Source organism: Niveispirillum sp., from assembly GCF_052437035.1.
Lineage (GTDB): Bacteria > Pseudomonadota > Alphaproteobacteria > Azospirillales > Azospirillaceae > Niveispirillum.
Genome location: NZ_JBQVOH010000013.1, coordinates 104,818 through 123,427, shown reverse-complemented (window position 1 = coordinate 123,427; position 18,610 = coordinate 104,818). Strand labels below are relative to the sequence as shown.

The 18,610-nt window shown below is 65.3% G+C and carries 15 protein-coding genes; 12 read left to right on the top strand and 3 right to left on the bottom strand.

Annotation, left to right across the window (positions count from 1 at the left end; all coding sequences use genetic code 11):
• Nucleotides 1–147: 147 nt before the first annotated feature.
• Nucleotides 148–1,059 (bottom strand): LysR substrate-binding domain-containing protein, encoded by a 912-nt coding sequence (locus tag ACT6Q8_RS23135; RefSeq protein ID WP_444734818.1) that lies wholly within the window; start codon nucleotides 1,057–1,059, stop codon nucleotides 148–150.
• A gap of 358 nt (nucleotides 1,060–1,417) precedes the next feature.
• Between ACT6Q8_RS23135 and metC the strand changes: the two genes are divergently transcribed.
• The 8 genes from metC (at nucleotide 1,418) to ACT6Q8_RS23095 (ending at nucleotide 11,374) form a co-directional block, all read left to right on the top strand.
• Nucleotides 1,418–2,599, top strand: a complete 1,182-nt coding sequence (gene metC, locus ACT6Q8_RS23130) for a cystathionine beta-lyase (protein ID WP_444734819.1) — start codon at nucleotides 1,418–1,420, stop codon at nucleotides 2,597–2,599.
• 26 nt (nucleotides 2,600–2,625) lie between these two features.
• Nucleotides 2,626–3,699 carry an amino acid ABC transporter substrate-binding protein gene (locus ACT6Q8_RS23125; RefSeq protein WP_444734820.1) on the top strand — a complete coding sequence of 358 codons (1,074 nt, stop codon included), beginning with the start codon at nucleotides 2,626–2,628 and terminating at the stop codon, nucleotides 3,697–3,699.
• Between the two features lie 10 nt (nucleotides 3,700–3,709).
• Nucleotides 3,710–4,870, top strand: coding sequence for an amino acid ABC transporter permease (locus ACT6Q8_RS23120; protein WP_444734821.1), 1,161 nt, complete (start codon nucleotides 3,710–3,712; stop codon nucleotides 4,868–4,870).
• 5 nt (nucleotides 4,871–4,875) lie between these two features.
• On the top strand, nucleotides 4,876–5,976 hold the full coding sequence (locus ACT6Q8_RS23115) for an amino acid ABC transporter permease (protein WP_444739432.1): 1,101 nt from the start codon (nucleotides 4,876–4,878) through the stop codon (nucleotides 5,974–5,976).
• Nucleotides 5,973–6,704 (top strand): amino acid ABC transporter ATP-binding protein, encoded by a 732-nt coding sequence (locus ACT6Q8_RS23110; RefSeq protein WP_444734823.1) that lies wholly within the window; start codon nucleotides 5,973–5,975, stop codon nucleotides 6,702–6,704. Before ACT6Q8_RS23115 ends, ACT6Q8_RS23110 begins: the two co-directional genes overlap by 4 nt.
• Nucleotides 6,705–6,908: 204 nt before the next feature.
• Nucleotides 6,909–9,509: a TonB-dependent receptor plug domain-containing protein gene (locus ACT6Q8_RS23105; RefSeq protein ID WP_444734824.1), complete on the top strand. Its 2,601-nt coding sequence runs from the start codon at nucleotides 6,909–6,911 to the stop codon at nucleotides 9,507–9,509.
• A gap of 42 nt (nucleotides 9,510–9,551) precedes the next feature.
• Nucleotides 9,552–9,899 (top strand): copper resistance protein CopC, encoded by a 348-nt coding sequence (locus ACT6Q8_RS23100; protein ID WP_444734825.1) that lies wholly within the window; start codon nucleotides 9,552–9,554, stop codon nucleotides 9,897–9,899.
• Nucleotides 9,900–9,913: 14 nt separating this feature from the next.
• Nucleotides 9,914–11,374: a M20/M25/M40 family metallo-hydrolase gene (locus ACT6Q8_RS23095; RefSeq protein ID WP_444734826.1), complete on the top strand. Its 1,461-nt coding sequence runs from the start codon at nucleotides 9,914–9,916 to the stop codon at nucleotides 11,372–11,374.
• A gap of 98 nt (nucleotides 11,375–11,472) precedes the next feature.
• Here the strand turns inward: ACT6Q8_RS23095 and galE are convergent, their stop codons facing one another.
• Nucleotides 11,473–12,453, bottom strand: coding sequence for a UDP-glucose 4-epimerase GalE (galE, locus tag ACT6Q8_RS23090; protein WP_444734827.1), 981 nt, complete (start codon nucleotides 12,451–12,453; stop codon nucleotides 11,473–11,475).
• Between the two features lie 130 nt (nucleotides 12,454–12,583).
• On the opposite strand from galE, the gene ACT6Q8_RS23085 reads away from it, so the two are divergent.
• Genes ACT6Q8_RS23085 through ACT6Q8_RS23070 form a run of 4 tightly spaced genes read left to right on the top strand, consistent with a single transcriptional unit; the run spans nucleotide 12,584 to nucleotide 16,202 of the window.
• A complete protein-coding gene (locus ACT6Q8_RS23085) occupies nucleotides 12,584–13,999 on the top strand; it encodes a hypothetical protein (RefSeq protein WP_444734828.1) in 1,416 nt (471 codons plus the stop codon).
• Complete coding sequence (locus tag ACT6Q8_RS23080; protein ID WP_444734829.1) at nucleotides 13,935–14,555, top strand: phosphoribosyltransferase; 621 nt, start codon at nucleotides 13,935–13,937, stop codon at nucleotides 14,553–14,555. Before ACT6Q8_RS23085 ends, ACT6Q8_RS23080 begins: the two co-directional genes overlap by 65 nt.
• The gene (locus ACT6Q8_RS23075) at nucleotides 14,548–15,228 is read left to right on the top strand and encodes a haloacid dehalogenase-like hydrolase (protein WP_054168441.1); all 681 of its coding nucleotides are present in this window, start codon (nucleotides 14,548–14,550) and stop codon (nucleotides 15,226–15,228) included. Before ACT6Q8_RS23080 ends, ACT6Q8_RS23075 begins: the two co-directional genes overlap by 8 nt.
• Nucleotides 15,222–16,202, top strand: a complete 981-nt coding sequence (locus ACT6Q8_RS23070) for a polysaccharide pyruvyl transferase family protein (RefSeq protein WP_054168442.1) — start codon at nucleotides 15,222–15,224, stop codon at nucleotides 16,200–16,202. Before ACT6Q8_RS23075 ends, ACT6Q8_RS23070 begins: the two co-directional genes overlap by 7 nt.
• On the opposite strand, the gene ACT6Q8_RS23065 is transcribed toward ACT6Q8_RS23070, so the two are convergent.
• The gene (locus ACT6Q8_RS23065) at nucleotides 16,160–18,430 is read right to left on the bottom strand and encodes an acyltransferase family protein (protein ID WP_444734830.1); all 2,271 of its coding nucleotides are present in this window, start codon (nucleotides 18,428–18,430) and stop codon (nucleotides 16,160–16,162) included. The two genes, ACT6Q8_RS23070 and ACT6Q8_RS23065, sit on opposite strands and share 43 nt — an antisense overlap.
• Between the last annotated feature and the right edge of the window lie 180 nt (nucleotides 18,431–18,610).

Below are 18,610 nucleotides of genomic sequence, written 5' to 3'. Positions count from 1 at the left end.
CAGCCCGGTAGCTCGTCAGGCTCATAACCTGAAGGCCGCAGGTTCAAATCCTGCCCCCGCATCCAAACCTAAGAGCCCCGATGGAGAAATCCACCGGGGCTTTCTGCTGTTCAAGGACCACCATAGACCTTAGCCTCGGCGATCATTTCAATCGGCCTTCCCCGTTCCCGGCAAGGTGACGCGGTCGCGGAAATAGAGCAGTTCGGCCACGAAGCTTTTCACCAGCCGGGCCTTCTGGGCATCGGGGCGGAACAGCAGATAGGATTTGAACTGGACATCCGGCTTGAATGGCCGGAAGACCAGCCCGCGTTCGGCATAGCCGTCGGCGGCGGCCGGATTGACCAGACCGACCCCAACCCCCGCCAGCGCCAGGGCGCAGATCGTTCCGGCGCTGGGTGTTTCCACGATGATTTCAGGCCTGGACCCCGAACTTTCCAGGATCTCGGTAATCCGATGCCGGGCGCGGTCTTCCGGTGCCAGGGCAATGAAGGGCTGCCCATGCAGGTCGGCGGGGGTGATCACCGACAGCGCGGCCAGTTCATGCCCCTGTGGGATGGCCAGGACCGCGCGGAAACTGCTGAAAATGCGATGTTCGACCCCGGACAGGTCAACCTCGTCGGCGGCGATGCCGATGTCGAACTGCTGGTTGGCGACCAGATCGCGCACCGTGGAGGAGGAGAGAACCTGCAAGGTGATGGCGATCTGCGGGTTCTTCTGCCGGAACGTATGGACGGCCTTCGGCACGACCGTGGAACCAAACGCGGCCATGCTGGCGACGCGCAGGCTTCCCGATCCGAAATCACGGATACGCGCCGCTGATGCCCGCAGCCGGTCCAGACCTACAAAACTGCTATTCACATCCCGGAAGAACATCTGCCCCTCCGGCGTGGGGACAAGCCTGCCCTTCACCCGGTCGAACAGCGCGAACCCCAGGCTTTCCTCCAGTTCCACCAGGGCCCGGCTGACCGCCGGCTGCGTGATCCGCAGCAACTCCGCCGCGCGGGAGGCGGACCCGCTGATCATGGTGGCGCGGTAAATTTCCAACTGCCGGAAATGCATGCCGAGGGTCCCGCTGGCAATTCACTCCATAACATCAGTGCATGCAGTGAAGCTTCATGGTCAATTGAATTTGTATCCCCCCCCTTACAGCAGAACAGGCCCCATTCTCCACCTTTCGATTGATTGGGCGACGGGCAAGGGTTCGGGGGTCCTTTCAGGCCTTCAGCAAGGGTTTCTGGCCATTCCGCTTGCCCTGAAACGCCGGAAGACAGTCCCGCCAGGTCTGTTTCAGGCCCATCATCCCCGGCCCCAGGGGCGATCACCCATAATATCTGGTTATGGACCTGTGCTGACAGGTCAATTGAAATTGTATGTCAGTGCCGACATGCTGATCTCATCAAACTTCAAGAGGAAGATCATGCGCGACCTTTCCCGTTGCGTCATCCATCCCGCCGTCTCGCATGAAGGCTTTGCCAGCATCGGCGTCCCCACATATCGGGCGTCAACCATCCTGTTCGACGATGCCAAATCCTATACCAACCGCAAATACCGGGGGCCGGACGGATACACCTACGGCCTGCACGGCACGCCGACGACCCGCACCCTGGAAGCGCAGCTGACGGCGCTGGAGGAAGGGGAGCGTACGGTGATTGTGCCCTCGGGCCAGGCGGCGATCACCATCGTCTTCCTGACAATCCTGCTGCCGGGCGACCATGTGCTGATCCCCGATACCGCCTATCCGCCGTGCCGTGGCTTCTGTGAGAATTACCTGAAGCCGCGGGGCGTCGAATATACCGTCTATGATCCGCTGATCGGGGCGGGGATTGATGCGCTGGTGAAGCCGAACACCAAGCTGATCTGGATGGAAAGCCCCGGCTCCACCACCATGGAGTTCCAGGATGTGCCGGCCATCGTGAAGGTGGCCAAGGAACGTGGCGGCATCCTGACCGGTTGCGACAATACCTGGGCCACGCCGCTTCTGTTCAAGCCGCTGGCCCATGGCGTGGATTTCTCCGGCGAGGCGCTATCCAAATATGTCGGCGGGCATTCCGATCTGCTGATGGGGTCGATCAGCGTCAAGGATGTGGCCCTGTTCCGCCGGCTGAAGGACACGATGCGCATGATCGGCATCGGCGTTTCGCCGGATGATTGCGGGCTGGCGCTGCGCGGGTTGGAGACGATGGGCGTGCGCATGCGCCATGCCGATGCGGTGGCGACGGCGTTTGCCCGCCGTCTGGCGGAGCTGCCGGCGGTGGAACGGGTGCTGCACCCCTCACTGCCCACCTGTCCGGGGCATGAGGTCTGGAAGCGTGATTTCACCGGCGCGTCCGGCGTCTTCTCCGTGGTGCTGAAGGCCCCGGCCAATGCCGTGATCGAGGAGGCGTTCGGGGTTCTGAAGACCTTTGCCATTGGCGCCTCCTGGGGCGGTACACGCAGCCTGATCGTGCCCATGGCGATCAAGGCCGACCGGGTGGCCACCGACTGGAGCGATGAAGGCGTGATCCTGCGCATCTCCGTCGGCATGGAGGATCCGGACGATCTGTGGGCCGATCTGGAGGCCCTGTTCGCGGCGCTGGCTGTGCCCGTTCTGGGTGGTTGAGAGCGGCCAAGCGGGGAGGGCGGGTCATGCGGGGGATCGGCAAACGGCTTCTGGCGGGAATGTGCGTTCTGGCGCTGACCGCCTGTGGACAGCCGGCGGCAGAGAAGAAGCCGGCGGCGGGTGGCCCAGCGGGTGCTAGCGCCGCTGTGGGAGGCACGTTGAAGGCCGTGCGCGACCGCGGCTATGTCTCCTGCGGCGCCAGCACGGGCACCGTGGGCTTCGGCGCACCGGATAGCCGGGGTTACTGGCGCGGGCTGGATGTGGAGACCTGCCGTGCCGTTGCCGCCGCCGTTCTGGGCGACAAGGACAAGGTCCGGTTCGTCCCCCTGACGGGGCAGCAGCGCCTGACGGCCCTGCAAAGCGGGGAGATCGACATCCTGCCCCGCACCACCACCTGGACGCTGGCGCGCGACGCCAATGGCGTGAACTTCACCCTGCCCAACTATTACGACTATGACGGGATCATGGTCCGCAAGGATCGGGGCGTGACCAATTCCCGCGAACTGGACGGCGCCTCGGTCTGTGTGCAGACAGGATCGACGACGGAGGTCACCTTCACCAATCTGGTGGCGTCGGTGGCGCCCAACCTGAAGGCTGTGATCTTCGACAGCACGCAGGCGACAAGGCAGGCCTTCTTCTCCGGTCGCTGCGATGCCCTGATCACCGATGCGTCGGGTCTGGCGTCGGTGCGGGCCACCATGGCCAGCAATCCCGACGATTTCATCATCTTCCCAGCGGATGGCAAGCTGTCGCCCCTGACGCCCGCTGTCCGGCATGGCGATGACCAATGGTTCGACATCGTGAAATGGTCGTTCCAGGCGCTGCTGATGGCGGAGGAACTGGGCATTACGCAGGCCAATATCGACGAGATGCGCAACAGCCAGGACCCGACCATCCGCCGCTTCCTGGGCGTGGAGCCGGGCAATGGTGCCGCGTTGGGCCTGGATGAGGAATGGACCTGGCGCATCGTCAAGCAACTGGGCAATTACGGCGAGATGTTCGACCGCAATGTCGGTGCCGGCAGCCCGCTGAAGCTGGATCGCGGCCTTAACCGCCTGTTCCGCGACGGGGGCCTGATGGTTCCCATGGCGTTCAATTGAGGGGGCGGGGATGACAAACCTCTCCACCCTTCTCCACGACACCCGCACCCGACAGATCGGGTTGCAGGCCCTGCTGCTGGCGCTGGTGGCCGGCGGTGTCGGCTGGCTGATCCTCAATACCGCCGGCAATCTGGATGACCGCGGCATCACGGGCGGGTTCGGATTTCTGGACCGCGCGGCCCGCTTTCCCATCGCGGAGAGCATCATCCGGTACCGCCCCACCGACAGTTTCGGCTGGGCCTTCCTGGTGGGGCTGGGCAATACGCTGTTCCTGGCCGTCACGGTGGCCCTGGCGGCGACAGTGTTGGGCCTTGGCGTGGCGCTGGCCCGGCGGTCGGCCCATCCGCTGACCAGCGGGGCGGCGACGGTCTATGTGGAGGCGATGCGCAACACGCCGCTGGTGGTGCAACTGCTGTTCTGGTACGCGCTCGTCACGCTGGGCCTGCCCAATATCCATGCGGCCTTCACCCCCATCGACGGCGTGATCCTGGCCGACCGGGGGCTTTACCTGCCCCGGCCCGTGATTGCGGGCGACAAGGGGCCGTTCCTCGCAGCCTTGCTGCTGGGGCTGGCGGCTGTTGCCGTGGCATGGCGGTATGGGCGGGCACAGAGCCTGCGCACCGGCATTCCCAACCATTATGGCCGCATCGCCATTCTGTCGGCCCTGCTGCTGGCGGGGCTGGTCTGGGTCACAACAGGTCTGACCCTGTCGCTGGACCGGCCCGTGATCGGGCGTTTCAACGCCACGGGCGGCATGGGGCTGTCGCCGGAATTCACGGCGGTGTTCGCGGGTCTGCTGCTCTATTCCGCCGCCTTCATCGGGGAGATCATCCGCGGCGGCATCGATGCCGTGGATAAAGGCCAGTGGGAGGCAGGGCGCGCCCTGGGTCTTGAAGAAGGCAGGATTCTGCGCCTGATCGTCATTCCCCAGGCCCTGCGCGTGATCATTCCGCCCATGACTAGCCAATATATCAACATCACCAAGAACACGACCCTGGCGCTGGCCGTCGGCTATCCCGACATCGCCCTGGTGGCGGCCACCACCATCAACCAGACGGGTCAGGCGGTGGAGGGCATTCTGATCCTGATGCTGGTCTTCCTGACCCTGTCCGTCACGGCGTCACTGTTCATGAACTGGTACAACCGGCGGATCGCCCTGGTGACGCGATGACGGACATGACCCAACCCACACCCGTCTTCGTACGCACCGCGCCGACCCCGGCCCGTGCGGCCCCCCTGGCCGAACGCCGGCCCCTGTGGCGCCTGCTGTTCGGCGACATGGTCAGTGCCGCCATGACCCTGATCGGGCTGCTGGGTCTGGCCTGGATGCTGCCGCATCTGCTGTCCTGGGCCGTGATCAACGGGGTTTGGACGGGGGGCGGCGATGAATGCCGGCAGGCCGGCGCCTGCTGGGCCTTCCTGGCGCAGAAATATCCCCAAATCCTGTTCGGCATCTATCCCCCGGCGGAACATTGGCGGCCCATCGCCGTCTGTACCCTGATCCTGGGGTTGGGATTGTGGAGCCTGGCCCCACGCAACTGGACAAAGCTGACCCTGGGCCTGTGGGTGGGTGGCATGCTGTGCAGCCTTGTCCTGATGGGGGGCGGCGTGCTGGGGCTCAAATCCGTGCCGACATCGGCCTGGGGCGGGCTGCCCGTCACGCTGCTGCTGACCGTCTGGTCGCTGGGGCTTGGTTTTCCGCTGGCGGTGCTGCTGGCGCTGGGACGGCGGGCCAGCCTGCCCGTGCCGCGCTACCTCTCCATCGGCATCATCGAGTTGATCCGGGGCCTGCCGCTGCTGTCGCTGCTGTTCATCGCTTCGATCCTGCTGCCCATCATGCTGCCCGACGGGGTGACCATCGACAAGCTGGCCCGCGCCCTGGCCGCCATGGTGCTGGTATCGGCCGCCTATATCGCAGAAGTGCTGCGTGGCGGGTTGCAGGCGATCCCCAAGGGACAGACGGAGGCGGCAGAGGCGCTGGGTCTCAATTGGGCACAGACGACGCGGCTGATCGTGCTGCCGCAGGCGATTGCAAAGGTCATCCCGCCGCTGACCAGCACTGTGATCGTCATGGTCAAGAATACCAGCCTAGTCCTGGTGGTCGGCCTGTTCGACCTGCTGAGCGCGGGGCGTGCGGCACTTGCCGATCCCGACTGGCCGGCGCCGTTTGCCGAGACCTATCTGCTGATCGCGCTGATCTATTTCATCCTCTGCTTTTCCATCTCCCGCTATGCGCGCTGGCTGGAAATGCGGATGTCCAAGGGGAACCGTCGATGAACGCCGTGGAACTGTCCCGCGTCAATAAATGGTATGGCGACTTTCATGTCCTGCGCGATGTCGACCTGTCGGTCGCCAGGGGGGAGCGGATCGTCATCTGCGGCCCGTCCGGGTCCGGCAAATCCACCCTGATCCGCTGTATCAACCGGCTGGAGGAACATCAGGCTGGGCGCATCGCGGTGGAAGGCACGGAGCTGACCGGCGATGCGCGCAGCGTGGAGGCCGTGCGCCGCCGGGTCGGCATGGTGTTTCAGCAGTTCAACCTGTTCCCGCACCTGACCATCCTGGAAAACTGTACCCTCGCCCTGACCCAGGTGAAGCGCATGCCCAAGGCAGAGGCGGAAGAGATCGCCATGGCCTATCTCACCCGTGTGCGCATTCCTGATCAGGCGCGCAAATTCCCCGGCCAATTGTCGGGTGGGCAGCAGCAGCGGGTGGCCATCGCGCGCGCCCTGTCGCTGTCGCCGGAGATCATGCTGTTCGACGAGCCGACCAGTGCCCTTGACATGGAAATGGTCAAGGAGGTGCTGGACATCATGGTCGAACTGGCGGGCGAGGGCATGACCATGCTCTGCGTCACGCATGAGATGGGCTTCGCCCGGCAGGTGGCCGACCGCGTCATCTTCATGGATGCCGGCCAGATCGTGGAAGCAGCCCCGCCGGTCGATTTCTTCACCAATCCGCAGCATGAAAGGACCCGGACCTTCCTGGGCCAGGTGCTGCATTGACGGGAATGACCACGCCGACCCGACGGGGGACGCCATGATCTCATAGGCCCCGCCGCCCTTTCGTCCCGACAAATCCCTTCTCCCACGGAAGCCCGCCTTCCGTGAACGGGCAGGTTTTGCCCGAACCTCCAGGCGCGTCCCGAAGTCAGCCGCAAGAGCTGTCGTCAAGCCACCAATCAACCAGCCAAACAGGGAACCCTCATCATGGGTAAGGAACTGAAATATCTCACTTTCACCGGCGTCTCCGCCCTGGCATTGCTGGCCGTGTCGCCGGCCCTGGCCCAGCCGGCGGACCTGGAGGAGATCATCGTCATCGGGTCGCGTTTCGAACCGCGCGTGGTGACCGAAAGCCCGACACCCATCGACAGCATCTCTGCCGAGGAGCTGACGCGCGGTGGGGCGACTGACCTGCAAAGCATGCTAAAGGTGGCGGTGCCCAGCTTCAGCACGCCGCGCCCCACGGCGGCGGGTGCGCTGGACTTCCTGACCCCGCCCACCATGCGCGGCCTCTCGACGGGTCAGCTGCTGGTGCTGGTCAATGGCAAGCGCCGGCATACGGCGCCGGGCGTGAATGCCGGCAACCAGATCGGGCGCGGCGACGTCGCCTATGATTTCAACGCGATCCCGACGGCGGCGATTGCGCGGGTGGAGGTGCTGCGCGACGGTGCCGCGGCCCAGTACGGGTCCGACGCCATTGCCGGTGTCATGAATGTGCAGCTTGCCAAGGGTACCGACGGTACGGCGTCCGCCATGTATGGCATCACCGGGGAAGGGGATGGCCAGCATGTGGAAGTGTCGGCGGGCAAGGGGATCGATCTGGGCGATGACGGCTTTGCCCGTTTGACGGTGCAGTACAAGGACCATGAGGAGACCAACCGTGCCGCCCCAGACACCCGCCAGCAGTATTTCGGCCGCAATGCCACCGGCGCCCTGGTCGCCCCGTCGGGCAATTACGGGTCGGGCGTCGGCCTGACACCGTCGAACGGCACGCTGGACCCGCGTGAGGCGACCATCGACCGCGACATGTGGAATTTCGGCGAACCGAAATATGAACAGATCGCCCTGTTCCTGAATGCCGAGAAGCCGCTATCCGATGATGTCACGGCCTATGGCTTCGGCGGTTACAGCCGGCTGAAGGGCAACAGCTTCAACTTCTTCCGCCGCGCCGGCCAGGATGAGACGCTGCGTAGCCTCTATCCCGACGGGTTCATGCCGATCCAGGAGATCGAGATCATCAACGGTTCCGGCGCTGTCGGCCTGCGCGGGGATGATCTGGCCGGCTTCGGCTGGGATCTGTCCACGCTGTATGGCGGGTCGCGGATCAATACCGGCTATTCCAATACTGCCAACGTCTCCCAGGGCACGGCCACAAAGACCAGCTTCGATCGTGGCTTCAACGATTTCCGACAATGGACGACCAACCTGGATTTCACCCGCGAAATCCCGGTCGGCGGCGGGGAGCCGCTGAAATTCGCCTTCGGGTTTGAATATCGCAAGGAAATCTACGAGTTGGGTGTGGGCGAGCCCGACAGCTATGCCAATGGCGGGGTACCCATCCTGGACGGTCCCAATGCCGGCCGCCCGGCCCCTGTGGGGGCACAGCCTGGCGGCGGCAACACGCCCGAAGACGCCACCAAACAGGATCGCAACAGCAAGGCCGCCTATGTCGAGCTGGAACGTGATTTCTTCGACGAGCGGCTGACCCTGTCGGGTGCGCTGCGGTACGAGGATTTCTCCGATTTCGGTGACACCACCAACTACAAGCTGGCGGGCCGGTTCGAGATCACGGACGAACTGGCGCTGCGCGGGTCGTTCGGCAGCGGCTTCCGGGCGCCGGCCCTGGCCCAGTCCTATTTCAGTTCCACCAATGTCAGCTTCGTGAACGGCCAACCGCTGCGCACGCGCAACATCTCCGTCAACCATCCCACCGCCGCCCTGGTGGGGGCCACGGCGCTGAAGCCGGAAGAGTCGGACAATATCTCCACCGGTGTCGTGTTCAGCAGCGGCGATTTCGATGCCACGGTGGATTATTACCGGATCGAGATCACCGACCGTATCGCCATGTCGTCCAACTTCCAGTCCACGGCGCTGACCAACCTGCTGGCGGCGCGCGGATATCCGGGGCTGGGTGCCATCTCCTACCTGACCAATGCCGTGGACACGACCACCAAGGGTGTCGATATCACCCTGCGCTACAAGCATGATCTGGATGAATGGGGGGAGGTGACGGGCACCTTCGCCGCCAATTTCAACGATACGAAGTTCGACCGTATCGCCGGCACGCCGGCGGCCCTGTCCGCCATCGGCATCACCACGGTGCTGTTTGACCTGTCGCAGCAGGTGCGTTTCACCGACAGCATGCCCAAGGACAAGTTCACGGCCAACCTGAACTGGCAGAAGGACGCGCTGCATCTGAACCTGACCGGCACCCGCTATGGCGAGGTGGCGCAGGTGGCCCTGACCAACCGCACCCCGGCCCAGGTCGCGGCCCTGACGCCCGGCTACAAGGTGAAGCTGGTGCCGGCGGCCCCCGGTTCGGCCAATTCCGACATCATCCAGTATTACCGCGCCGATATCGTGGTCGATATCGAGGCCGGATACGACCTGACCGAGGATTTCACCCTGTCGGCCGGTGTGTCGAACCTGTTCGACCAGTACCCGGAAAAACAGATCGCCTCGACCGCCGCCTCCGTCGCCGCCGGGACCAATGGCGCCGACAATAACGGCACCTTCCCCTACGCCTATATCGCGCCCTACGGCGTCAATGGCCGGGCCTTCCATGTGAAGGCGACCTATCGGTTTTAAGGGCTGCACCTCCCTTCACCCCCCCCTGAAAGGACCATCCCCATGCGCATCACCCGCATAATCCCCGCCATTGCCCTGTCGCTGCTGCTGGCGACCCCCGCCTTTGCCCATCCCAAGCTGAAGGCCGCCGATCCGGCGGTGGACAGCACAGGTCCGGCCCCATCCACCCTGTCCCTGTCCTTTTCGGAAAAGCTGACGCCGGGCACGGCCACGGTCACCCTGTCGCCGGCGCCCGCCGGGGGTGTGACCATTGCCGATGGCGCGGATGGCCAGTCGCTGACCGTCACGCCGAAGGCCAGGCTGGCGGCTGGTTCCTACAAAGTCGATTGGGCGGTGACGGCAGCCAATGGCCATCAATCCACCGGCAGCTATCAGATCAATGTGAAGTAAGGGGGTATCAAGCGATGAAGCATTCCCTCCGTCACCTGCTGGTTCCGGCCCTGCTGCTGGCCCTGTCCGTGCCTGCCGCGCAGGCTGCGCCCCGGTCGGCGGAGGGTGATGCCGCCGTCGCCCTGTTGCAGGACCTGATCCGCTTCGACACGGTGAACGCGCCCGGCGACACCACGAAACTGGCAGCCTATCTGGATAGCCTGTTCAAGCCGTTGGGCGTTGAAACAGAGATCATCCTCGCCCCCAACGGCAAGGCCGCCCATTTCATCGCGCGGCTGAAGGGCGATGGCAGCCTGGAGCCTGTGCTGCTGGCCGCCCACACCGATGTGGTGCCGGTGGAGCGTGAATTCTGGACCGTCGATCCCTTCGCCGCCACCATTAAGGATGGCTTCGTCTATGGCCGCGGCGCGCTCGACAATAAAAGCGCGGTCGCCGTCTTCGCCCGCGCCGTCATGCGGCTGGCACGGGAGAAGGTGAAGCTGAAACGCGACATCATCTTCCTGGCAGAGGCGGATGAGGAGCAGGGGCGTTTCAATACCGGCTGGCTGGCCCAGAACCACTGGGACAAGATCAAGGCCGCCGTCGCCCTGAATGAGGGCGGGAACACGATGCTGGACCCGGACGGCAAGGTCCGGCAGATCAACATCTCTGTTGCGGACAAGCAGACCTTAAACCTGAAATTGACCGCGCGGGGTAAGGCGGCCCATTCGTCGCTGGCGGTACCGCCGCTGGAAACCGCCAACGGACAATTGATCGCTGCCTTGGGCAAGATCGCCTTCGCCGAAACACCCATCCACCTGACGCCGCCGGCCATCACCTATTTCAAGGGTCTGGCCAGGCTCAATCCCGGCCCCCTGTCGGGTGCGGTTGACCGTCTGCTGGCGGCGGGTGACGATGCCGCCCGTCTGGTTGCCGCAAAGGCGGTGCTGGAAGCCCACCCCCAGGAGGCGCCAACCCTTTCGGCCCTGATGCGCGACACGATGGTCGTCACGATGATCAATGCCGGGGTCAAGCCGAACATCATCCCCGGTGAGGCTGAGGCCATCATGAATGCCCGCCTGATGCCGGGTGTGGATGTGTACCAGTTCGTGGAACAGGTGAAGGCGCTGATCGGCAATCCCGCCATCGAGGTGGAGATCGTGAATTCCCGGCCCAAGGAGGAACAGGCTGAGTTCTTCCGTCAGCGCAGCGCCATCCAGCCCTCCAGCATCGAGACCGACCTGTTCGGCGCGCTGGAAAAGCAAGCCAAACGGGTATGGCCGGGTGCGCAGGTGCTGCCGATGATGCTGCAGGCCTCCACCGATGCCGGTGCCTGGCGGGCGCGCGGCGTCCCGGTCTATGGGATCAGGCCGTTTCCGACCGATCCCGACACATCGTCACGCGTGCATGGCCATGATGAACGCGTTGCCGTGAAGTCCATCCATGAGGGCGTGGACTATGTCTATGGCGTGCTGAAGCAGGTAGCGGCGCGATAGCCGGCAGTAAAGTGCCGGATAATACCAAACTGCCGAGGGTCGGACCCTTGGCAGTTTGGAGGCCGCCGACCGGCGATTAGGGGAGATTGGAATAAGTGTCAGGCCCGCCCGAACCATGCCGCCGCGTGGCGCACATGGTCCTCGATATCCGGATAGGCAGGTGTCCAGCCCAGATGATTGCGGGCCTGGGTGGCGTCGGCGATCAGGATGGCGGGGTCGCCGGGGCGGCGGTTCCCATCGCGGCAGCGCACGGGCAGGCCCGTCACCCGTTCCACGGTACTGATCACCTCCCGCACTGAGAAGCCCCGGCCATTGCCCAGGTTCAGGCACTGATTGCCGCCGCCATCCAGAAGGCGGCGTAGGGCCAGGACATGGGCCGCAGCCAGATCGCTGACATGGACATAGTCGCGCACGCAGGTGCCGTCCAACGTCGGGTAATCGCTTCCGAACACCCTTATCTCGGGCCGCTGTCCAAGGGCGGTTTGCAGAACCAGCGGGATCAGATGGGTTTCCGGATCATGTCGTTCCCCCAATTCCCCATCCGGATCGGCGCCCGAGGCGTTGAAATAGCGCAGGGAAGTGAAGCGCAGCCCACCGCCGGCGGCGGCCAGATCGGCCAGGATTTCCTCCACCATCAGCTTGCTGCGGCCATAGGGGTTGACGGGGATCAGGGGCTGCGTCTCCACGATCGGTGCGCCCCCGGCATTGCCATAGACAGCGGCGGTGGAGGAAAAGATCAGCGCCGTCACCCCGGCCCGGTCCATCGCCTCCGTCAGGGCCAGCGTCCCGGCCACATTGTTGCGATAGAAGCGGCCCGGTTCCGTCACCGACAGCCCCGCCTCGATCAGGGCTGCGAAATGCAGGACGCCGACGGGCCGGTAATGGCGGAATATGGCGTCCAGGAAGCCCGCATCCTCCAGTGATCCACGCTCCAGCGGGCCCCAGCGCACGGCATCCGCTGACCCGTTCGACAGATTGTCGACAGCCACGGGCCGGAACCCGGCCCTGGCCAGCGCCTTGCAGCTGTGGCTGCCGATGAAACCGGCGCCGCCGGTGACGATCACGGTGGGGGCGGTCATGGGCCCGGCTCCTTCATCCATTGCGGTCCATCCATCAAGACACCGCAGTGCAGCATGCCGACAAGCCGCCTTTCGCGCGGCCACAGACTGATCACAACCGGGACCCTCTGGAACCGTGTTGTGTTGCAGCATGACCGACGCGATCATTCTTGCCGGCCCCCGACGCCCCCCACGCACCCTGCCCATCCTGGCGGCGGACGGGGGCAATGTGGACGTGCCCGGTCTGGTCCGCCTGTGCGCGTTCTGCGGCGCGCTTTACCTGGGCATCTATGCGCTGGAGGCACCGGCCCGCTACGGCCTTTATCTGGCGGGGCGGGACAGCCTGATCCTGCTGCGCGACGGGTTGATCCTGGGGCCGCTGCTGGCGCTATGCATGGCGCATGCGGCGCAACTGCGCGTGCATCCCGCGTTCGCCGCCTTCGGCATCGCCATGGGCTTTCACGGGCTGGTGCTGATGGGAACTATGGGCAGCCCGCTGGGCGTGGCCTATGGCGTGAAGGTGCTGGTCAATCTGCTGTTCGGCTTCTTCCTGGCCGCGATGTTCGTGGCGCCGGGGGGCCGTGTCCTGCGGTTCTTCGCCCTGCTCTGGGTCGTTATCGTGATCGGCATCTGCCTGGACAAGGCGGGCATGGCCTTTCCCTGGACCGGGATGCGGACCATGGTCGGCGACCTGAATGTCGATGTCTCCAAGGACTGGCAGATCAGTGACCCGTTCGCCCGCCGTGTCGCGGGCTTCACACGCAGCTCCATCGCTGTCGCCGCCATCCTGCCCTGCCTGACCATCGTACTGATGGGCCGGCTGCGCAGCCCGCTGGCGCGGGCCTGTCTGGCGCTGCCGGCCCTGGTGGGCGTGTTCCTGACGACGCAGAAAGGCTCCCTCATCGCCTTCCTGCCGGTGGCGGCCTTGCTGTGCCTGCCGGCGGGTTTGCGGCTGACGGGCCTGCGTGCCGCCTTCCTGGGGTTTCTGCTGCTGGCCGCCGGGCTGCCGCTCTTCACCCATGGTCTGCACCTGGACCATGGGGATGGGGTGTTCAGCATGGAATCCCTTTATCTGCGCATCGCCTATACCTGGCCCGATGCCTGGGACTGGATCGCGCGGCACCAGATGCTGGTGTTCGGGGTCGGCCTTGGCGGCCTGGGCGGACCACAGCGGCTCTATGCCCCGGACGCCTTCAATCCCGCCGACAATATCGCGGTCCTGCTGTTCGCCTGGTTTGGCCTGTTCGCCGTGATCTATGCGGCGCTGGCCGTGCGCCTCGCCCTGCGGCCCGTGACGGGCGATGTGCGGCGGGTGGAGGCGGCGGTGGCCATCCTGGCCTTCGCCGCCGGTTACGGCGTCGTCCTGTCGGTGGTGGAGGATCAGGCGGCCTGCCTGTTCCTGGGTGCTGCCCTGGGCACCCTCTGGCGGGAGACGGCACAAGCCGGCCCCGCACTGCGGCCCGCCGGGCCGCTTCACGCTCCTGACATCATGGAGGCAGAAGATGAAGACCAGCCTGCATTCGCTGCGTCAACCGGACGTGGTCAGTTTCGATCCCGCCGGTTTTGAGGATGCCTGCGCCCATCTGATGCGGCAGGTGAACGGGGATTTCCGGCCCGACGCCCTGATCGCCGTGCCCACGGGTGGGCTGCATGTGGCCGAAGCCATGGCGCGGTCGGCGGGGGACCGCCTGCCAGTGCTGTCCATGACCTGCCGCCGGGCCAGCACCGCCGCCAAGAACCGGCTGGCCGGGCTGAAAGCCCTTGCGGCCCGGCTGCCGCGCCCCGTGGCCGACCGCTTGCGCGTCTTCGAACATGCGCTGCTGACCCAGCGCGCCCGGTCCGCCCCCGCCGCGCCCTATATCTTCGATCCGCAGGAACTGTCGCGCCTGCGCGCCTGGCTGTCCGGGGCCGGGGGGCGTGTGTCGCTGCTGATCGTTGATGACGCGGTGGACAGCGGCGTGACGCTGCATCATGTGCTGGAGGCGGTGCGGGGTCTGGCCCCATCGACGGCAGAGATACGGTCCGCCGTGATCACCGTGACGACGCCCCGACCGCTGGCCCGGCCCCATTACGCCCTGCATCAGGGGCAATTGTGCCGCTTCCCCTGGTCCCTCGATGCGTAGCGTCCTGATCCTGGACCTGGACGGCACCGTCCTTTCGGTCAACAGCTTCCGCCTCTGGGCGTCCTACATGCTGCGGGCGGCAAGCCCGCACATGGCGCCGGGGCGGCGGCTGGGCCTGGCCTTGCGCGCCGGCGGGGCGCTTGTGGCGCGCAAGGCCGGGCTGTTGGGGCATGAGGCGCTGAAACACCATCTTCAGTCCCTGTGGCAGCGGTCCGTCGCGGGGGATGGCGGCGCCACGCTGGCCCATTTTAACAATGGGCTGCGCCGGCATGTCCGCCCGGAACTGCAACCGCTGCTGTCGGCGGTGGCGGCGGGGCGCCTCGACGGGGTGCTGGCCACCGCGGCGGCGGCGGATTATGCGCAGGAATTCGGCGGCCTTTTGGGCATTCCCCATGTCTTGGCCACCCCGGCCATCCGCCCCCGGACCATGCCCAGCAATATCGGGCCGCACAAACGGGATGCCGTGCTGGATTTCCTGGCCCGGCAGGGCTGGATGGAAAGGCCGCGCATCCTGTTCACCGACCATGAGGATGACCTGCCGCTGATTGAAATCTGTGGAACGATCCATTGGTTCGGCCCTGCCACGGCCCTTCCGGCCCTGGCCGCACGTTTCCCGCATGCCGCCCTGCACCAGGGCTTCACGGATCAGGAAGACAGGAGAGAGCGATGCTGATCAACATGTTCGACACCGCCATGGACAGCGACAATCTGGGCGACCAGTTCATCATGGATGCCGTCTGGCAGGAGGTTCGGTCGCTGTTCCCGGATGCCGGCTTCATCCGTACCCCCACCCACCGCCGCGCGACCTTGTCGGAACTGCGGGAGGGGCGGAAGGCCGACCTGTCCATTGTCGGCGGCACCAATATCCTCAAATCGCACATGTTGGTGCGCGGCAACTGGCGCATCACGCCCCTGGATTACCTGAACTGGCGCAATGTGATCCTGATGGGCGTGGGCTGGCAGCAATATGGGCGCGGCGGCCCGGATGCGGCGACGCGCCTGTTCTTCCGCAAGGTCCTGTCGCAGGATGGCCTGCATTCGGTGCGCGACATGCACACCTACAACCTGCTGCGCCCGCATGTGCCCAATCTGGTCTATACGGCCTGTCCGACCATGTGGATGCTGGACCGCAGCCATTGCGAGAGCATCCCCGTCCGTACGGCACAGGATGCGGTCTTCGCCGTCACCTATTATCGCCCCGCCCCCGAACAGGACCGCCGCATCTTTGAAATGCTGCGCCTGAATTACCGCACCGTCTATTTCTGGCCGCAGCAGGCGGAGGATGTGGACTATATGCGGGAGATCGGGGCCACCGGCTATGTGCCCATCACGCCCGACATTGCCGCCTATGACCGGCTGCTGGCGGAACAGGATGTGGATTTTGTGGGCGCGCGTCTGCATGGCGGCATCCGCGCCCTGCAGCACCGCCGCCGGGCGCTGATCATCCCGGTCGATAACCGGGCCACGGAAATCAGCCTTTCTACCGGCCTGCCCGTGGCGTCGCGGATGGAACCGGAAGCCATCGAACATTGGATCACCAACCCGGCGCCCACATCCCTGACCCTGCCGCTGGAAGGCATCGTCGCCTGGCTGGGGCAGTTCCGTCAGGCCGCGGCCACCGCGTCTCGCGCCACCGCCGCGCGATAGATCGACAGAAGGTCGGCCACATGCCGGTCCCCGGACCGGCTGTCGGCCCAGAAATCGGTGTAGGCGGCCAGTCCCGCCGCTTGCACCGCCGCATCATCGGCGATCAGCGACAGGCAGCGGGCCAGATCCGCCTCATCCCCGCTGCGGAAAAGCCAGCCGGACACGCCGTCGCGCACCCGTTCGGCGGCGGCGGAGATATCGCTGACGATGGCAGGCACGCCGCGTGCCGCCGCCTCGGCCACCGTCAGGCCGAATGTCTCGTACCACAGGCTGGGAAAGACCAGACAGCGCGTGCAGGACAGCAATTTCTGGATATCGGCACTGTCCAGCCAGCCCGTCACCCGCATGCCGGGAATGGCTTCGATCTCCGCCCGCAGCGGCCCGTCGCCGGCAAAGGTGATGGGAAGGCCCATGCCGGCGGCCACCCGCGCCAGCATCCGCACGCCCTTCTCCTCGTCCAGGCGGCCCAGATAGAGGATCATGTCATTCAGGGCTACAGGCGCCGGCACTGCGCGCACCGCCTCCACCGGGTTGGGCAGGCGGTGGATCTGGGCTTGGCGCGGCAGATACGGGGACAGGATGCGGGCGGACCGTTCCGACAGGGCGATATAATGCGCGACAGAGGCCGGGAACCGCCCTGCCGCCCTCTGGATCAACCCCCGCGCCACCCGAAACAGCTTGTGTGCGTGCCGCCGCTTGTCACAGCGGGTGGTAATGCAGTCACGCGATAAGGCGGCTCGCGTGCAGGGCTGCGCCGTCTGATAGTTGAAAAAGGCGCCGTTGGGGCAGGCGGGGAAGAAATCATGCAGGGTGCAGATGACGGGGACGCCCATCCGGTCGGCCACCCGCACCGGTGCGGTCGTCAGCGCCTTGGTATAGCCGTGCAGATGCACGATGGTCCGGTCGGGCGGCAGGGGGCGCAGGATATCGGCCACCAGACGCGCGGCCCTGCCGTTCCACAGGGCCTGCAACGCCGCACCGGGATGGCGGCCCGCCTCCAGCAATTCACGCTGGTCCAGGCAATGCACCGTCAGGGGGGCGTCGCGCAACGGGGCGCAGACGGGGCCGACAGCGCCGACAAAGATCACCCGCGCGCCCGACCGCGACAGCCGTACCGCCTCGTCGATGGCCACCTTGCTGGCCCCGCCCTGCACGTGACAGTAATCATTCAGCATGAGGATGGTCAGGTCGCGGTCGGATGCGGGCGGCCTTGGTGTTGATGCCTTTCGGCGGATCAGGCGGCAGCCCAGCGCGATACCGGGCAGTTCCACTACCCGTTCGGCGGCAAAGGCCAGCAGCAGGACCAGCGCCACCGTAACGGCCACCCCCGCGATGCCGGGTTCATACAGGCCGAAAAGCAGCGACAACTGGATGATGGGGGCGTGCAGCAGATAGACGCCATAGGACATGTCGGATGTCATCCGCAGCCGGGGCGTCATCAGGGCCAGCACCACCACCAATGCTGCGACCAGCACGGGATAGAGGAGCGGCGGGCGGGCATGCAGCAGGCCCGTGACGGCGGCGGCCAGCGCCAGACCCAAGGCCAGCCCGGCCCAGCGGTTTTCCAGCCGCAGCCGGTGGCGGTACCGGTAGGCGGCGACGCCCAGCACGAAGAATTGCAGCTGTCCCGGCAATTGCTTGGCCAGGGTGGCATGGCCCGCCCGGTCCAGCAGATGGTGATAAAGGGCCGAGGCCAGGAAGAGGACCACCAGCACCCCGATCCCCCGCCGCTGGAATAGCCGCCAGATGAAGGGCAGCAGCAGGTAGAAGCCGACCTCGATCTTCAGGGTCCAGAGGCTGGCATTCAGGCTCTGTTCGTACAAACCGCTTAAAGGCCCATTGCCGACATCATATTGCAGGAAGTTGGCGAAGGCGGCATTGGCCAGGAAATAGGTGGCCATGGACCCCAGATTGCCGGAGACCCCGCCTTGCGCCAGGGCCCCCAGGATCAGGGTCTGGGCAATGACGACCGTGATATAGAGCGGGTAGATGCGGAAGAAGCGCTTGATGAAAAAGCGCTTCGGGTCCGGGTCGCGGTCAAAGCTGTTGGCCACCAGATAGCCGCTGACCACGAAGAAGCATTCCACGGCCAGGGCCGCATAATTGAAGGGCCAGGGCGGCGACGGGATGGCGATGAACAGCTGATGATGGCCCAGCACCACCAGCAGCGCCAGCAGCAGCCGCAGGGGCGTGAAGTTGTTATCCGTGAAACCATCATCAGATCGCATCACTTCAGGCTCCCGCTATCCGTTGAACACCGGGCCGATACTTGGGTGCAGATGCGAACCCGAAATCGGCGTGAAGTCCGGCCTTGCCAGAACTATTTAGTGTCACCTTCACAGGCTGGGTTGTGATCACCCTGTGACCCGCTCCTTTGCCCGGTGCGCATCCGAATTCTGGATGTTATG